General features: G+C 63.5%; 4 protein-coding genes and 1 tRNA gene. 1 reads left to right on the top strand and 4 read right to left on the bottom strand.

The annotated features are described in order from the left end of the window. Positions 1-33: 33 nt before the first annotated feature. Positions 34-110 (top strand) — tRNA-Ser (locus tag KH616_RS22425). Positions 111-269: 159 nt separating this feature from the next. Here the strand turns inward: KH616_RS22425 and KH616_RS22420 are convergent. From KH616_RS22420 to KH616_RS22405, 4 genes are all read right to left on the bottom strand, one after another. Continuing rightward, positions 270-2,636, bottom strand: a complete 2,367-nt coding sequence (locus tag KH616_RS22420; RefSeq protein WP_292252100.1) for a bifunctional (p)ppGpp synthetase/guanosine-3',5'-bis(diphosphate) 3'-pyrophosphohydrolase — start codon at positions 2,634-2,636, stop codon at positions 270-272. 66 nt (positions 2,637-2,702) lie between these two features. Continuing rightward, the gene (gene rpoZ, locus KH616_RS22415; protein ID WP_006400783.1) at positions 2,703-2,906 is read right to left on the bottom strand and encodes a DNA-directed RNA polymerase subunit omega; all 204 of its coding nucleotides are present in this window, start codon (positions 2,904-2,906) and stop codon (positions 2,703-2,705) included. A gap of 60 nt (positions 2,907-2,966) precedes the next feature. Then, positions 2,967-3,650, bottom strand: a complete 684-nt coding sequence (gene gmk / locus KH616_RS22410) for a guanylate kinase (protein WP_292252099.1) — start codon at positions 3,648-3,650, stop codon at positions 2,967-2,969. A 6-nt stretch (positions 3,651-3,656) separates the two neighbouring features. Next, positions 3,657-4,078 (bottom strand): DUF1732 domain-containing protein (locus tag KH616_RS22405; protein ID WP_292252098.1); only part of this gene is annotated, 422 nt, incomplete at its 5' end.

Genomic DNA, 4,078 nt, shown 5'->3' with positions numbered 1-4,078 from the left:
GGCTCTGTCAGTTGAAGTAGTACCGCTTTGCGTGCGGCTGTAGCTCAGTTGGATAGAGTACTTGGCTACTAACCAAGGGGTCGTGGGTTCGAATCCTGCCAGCCGCGCCACTTCAAAAGGGCTTTCCTCCGGGAAAGCCCTTTTTCTTTTACCCCTCCATGCGCGATCGCCATCCGTCGGCAGCAGACCTTGCTGTCACGCCCTGCACCACCGAACAAGCTCAAAAAAAACGGCGGCCCTGTCGCCGCCGCCCCGCCCGCGCACCAGGATCAGTAATCCTGCCGCTCGCGCTCGATCCGCATCCCGCCGTCATGACGCGCATGCGTACCGTCGTCGGTCGAGCGCTCGCGGGTGATCCGCATCACATCCGGGTTGGTACGCACACGCCGCATCACGTTCGCCAGATGGACGCGATCGCTGACCTGGATCACGAAGCGCAGCACCGTCGATTCGTGCGTGAGATCCTCGTCCATCGCGATGTGGACGATGTTCGCATCGGCCGACGTGATATCCGCCGCCACGCGCGCGAAGATCCCCTTCGTGTTCTTCACGAGCGCCTTCACCGCGACATCGAACAGGCGGCCCGGCTGCGGCGCCCATGCAACGTCGATCCAGCGACCCGGATCGCGGCGATGAATACGCCGGGCGACACGGCAATCGGTCGTATGAATCGCCATCCCGAGGCCGATGCCGATATACCCCATGATGTCGTCGCCCGGAATCGGGCGGCAGCACGCCGACAACTGCACCGACATCCCCTCGGTGCCCGTGATCACGACAGGCGGCGCATGGTGCGATGCATGCCGCTCCGCCTTCGGCAGATCGTCGTCGGCATCGCGGCCGCTCATCAGCACTTCGATGCGCTTTGCCATCACCGCCGCAACGCGGCGGCCGAGGCCGATGTCCGCGAAAATTTCCTGGCGGCTCTTGTTGCCCGTCCACTGGACGAGCTTGTCCCAGACTTCCGGCGTGACATCCGCGAGCGCGAGACCGTAGCCCTTCAGGCTCTGGTCGACGAGACGCTCGCCGAGCTGCACCGACTCGTTCAGGCGCATCGTCTTCAGATAGTGACGGATCGCCGAGCGCGCCTTGCCGGTGCGCACAAAGCCCAGCCACGCGGGATTCGGCTTCGAATACGGCGCGGTAATCACCTCGACGATATCGCCGCTCTTCAGTTCGGTACGAAGCGGCAGCAATTCGTTGTTGATCTTCACGGCGACGCACTGATTGCCGAGATCGCTGTGGATCGAATATGCGAAGTCGAGCGCGGTCGCGCCGCGAGGCAACGCCATGATCTTCGACTTCGGCGTGAACACGTAGACCGCATCCGGGAACAGGTCGATCTTCACGTGCTCGAGGAATTCGCTCGAATCGCCCGCCTCGCTCTGGATGTCGAGCAGCGACTTCAGCCACTGATGCGCGCGCTTTTGCACGTCGCTCAGGTCCGCGCCGCCGTGCTTGTACAGCCAGTGTGCGGCGACGCCCGCCTCCGCGATCTCGTGCATCTTGCGCGTGCGCACCTGGAATTCGATCGGCGCGCCGAACGGGCCGACGACCGTCGTGTGCAGCGACTGATAGCCGTTGATCTTCGGGATCGCGATGTAGTCCTTGAACTTGCCCGGCACCGGCTTGTAGAGCGCATGCAGCGCGCCGATGCACGTATAGCAGTCGAGCGGATTCTCGACGACGACACGGAAACCGTACACGTCGAGCACCCGCGAGAACGACAGCTGCTTGTCGCGCATCTTCCGGTAGATGCTGTAGATGGTCTTTTCGCGCCCGGTGATCTCGGCGTCGATCTTCGCGTCGGCGACCGCGCGCTGCGCCGATTCGAGGATCTTGCCGATCACTTCGCGACGATTGCCGCGCGCCGCCTTCACCGCCTTCTCCAGCGTCGCGTAGCGATGCGGGTTGAAGTTCGCGAAGCTCATGTCCTGCAGCTCGCGATAGGTATTGTTCAGCCCGAGGCGGTGCGCGATCGGCGCGTAGATATCGAGTGTCTCGCGCGCCACGCGGCGGCGCTTTTCCATCGGCACCGCGCCGAGCGTGCGCATGTTGTGCAGGCGGTCGGCGAGCTTGACGAGGATGACCCGCACGTCGCGCGCCATCGCGAGCAGCATCTTGCGGAAGTTTTCCGCCTGCGCTTCCTCGCGGCTGCGGAACTCCATCTTGTCGAGCTTGGACAGGCCGTCGACCAGTTCCGCGACCTTGGGCCCGAACCGCTCGGCCAGTTCGCTCTTGGTCACGCCCTGGTCCTCCATCACGTCATGCAGGAGCGCGGCCATGATTGCCTGCGCGTCGAGCTTCCAGCCGGCGCAGATTTCCGCGACGGCGACGGGATGGGTGATATAGGGTTCGCCGCTCTGGCGATATTGACCGAGGTGGGCTTCGTCGCTGAAATGGAACGCCGCCTTGACCTCTTTGATTTCCTCCGGAGGGAGATACTCGGCAAGCGCGGCAGTCAGTTTCGCAATCGAAACGACGCCGTGCTTGCGCGGCTGCTCCGGCGTGGCGGTCGGCCCGAACAGATGACGGAACGATTGTTCGAGGACCGCGTCGATGTATTGGCGCGCGGGCGATTGCGCGGTGGTTTCGGTGCCCGGATCCGCGGAGGCGGACGATGGTGTGGTGCTCATATTCGCCTCCAGGGGTCAGCAATCGTGGCGCGCGCGGACTACATGGCTGGACTGAACCGGTGCGCCTTAGACCGGCACCTTCTTCAGCATCTCGAGGCCAACCTGGCCGGCCGCGATCTCACGCAGCGCAACGACGGTCGGCTTGTCGCGGCTTTCGATCTTCGGCGTATGGCCTTGCGCGAGCTGCCGCGCGCGATAGGTGGCGGCGAGCGCCAGTTCGAAGCGGTTGGGGATCTGCTTCAGGCAGTCTTCGACGGTAATGCGAGCCATGTTGGGTAATTCCTTCTGAATATAGTGCCTATTCTACCTTATGTCCCTCGTCCACCACCGTCATTCCGCATGCGGCAGATGGATGCCGAGCTCGATGAAGAGCTCGGCATGTCGCGCGTACTGCGAAGCAAATCGCAAACGCGTCGCGGCGACGATGCATTCCAGTTCGGCGAGCGCGCGATCGAAATTCTCGTTGATCACCACGTACTCCGCTTCCGATGCATGCGCCATCTCGCTGCCGGCGGCAAGCAGACGGCGCGTGATCACGTTCGGCTCGTCCTGGCCGCGCTTTTTCAGACGCTCTTCGAGCGCGTCGAGCGACGGTGGCAGGATGAAGATGCCGACCGCGTTGCGGAACTGCTTCTTCACCTGCTGCGCGCCCTGCCAGTCGATTTCGAGCAGCACGTCGTGGCCGCTCTTCATCTGCTCTTCGATCCAGATGCGCGAAGTGCCGTAGTAGTTGCCGTGCACTTCCGCGCTCTCGAGGAACTCGTGCGCCGCGTGACGCGCGCGGAAATCCTCGACGGTCGTGAAGTGGTAATGCTGGCCGTCCTGCTCGCCGGGACGCGGCTTGCGCGTCGTGTACGAGATCGACAGGCAGATGTCGCTGTCCTTCGACAGCAGCGCGTTGACGAGCGTGGACTTACCCGCGCCCGACGGCGCGACGACCATGAACAGGTTGCCGGGATAAATGCCGGCGTGCAGCGAATGCGCGGCGTGGCCGTCGTGGGTGGATTCGGTCATGTTGCGTTACTCCAGGTTTTGCACTTGCTCACGCATCTGCTCGATCAGCAGCTTGAGCGCCATCGACGCATCGGCAAGTTCCTTCGCCGCCGCTTTCGAGCCGAGCGTGTTTGCTTCGCGATTCAGTTCCTGCATCATGAAGTCGAGGCGCTTGCCGACGCGGCCGCCCTTCTCGATCACATGACGCGTTTCGTTCAGGTGCGCGGTGAGGCGCGACAGTTCTTCCGCGATGTCGATGCGGATGCCGTACATCGTCACTTCCTGGCGGATGCGCTCGGCTGCTTCCTCGCGCGACACGATCGGCGCGCTGCCTTCCGGCGCGGCGATGCCGAGCGCTTCCTGCAGCCGCTCGACGATCTTCTGCTGATGCTTCGCGATCAGCTCCGGCACGAGCGGCGTGATGCGCGCGACGATCGCCTCGTCCTCCT

It is taken from the genome of Burkholderia sp. (assembly GCF_018375725.1).
GTDB lineage: Bacteria > Pseudomonadota > Gammaproteobacteria > Burkholderiales > Burkholderiaceae > Burkholderia.
The sequence above is the reverse complement of the archived record's forward strand: the minus strand, read 5'-3'. Positions and strand labels throughout refer to the sequence as shown.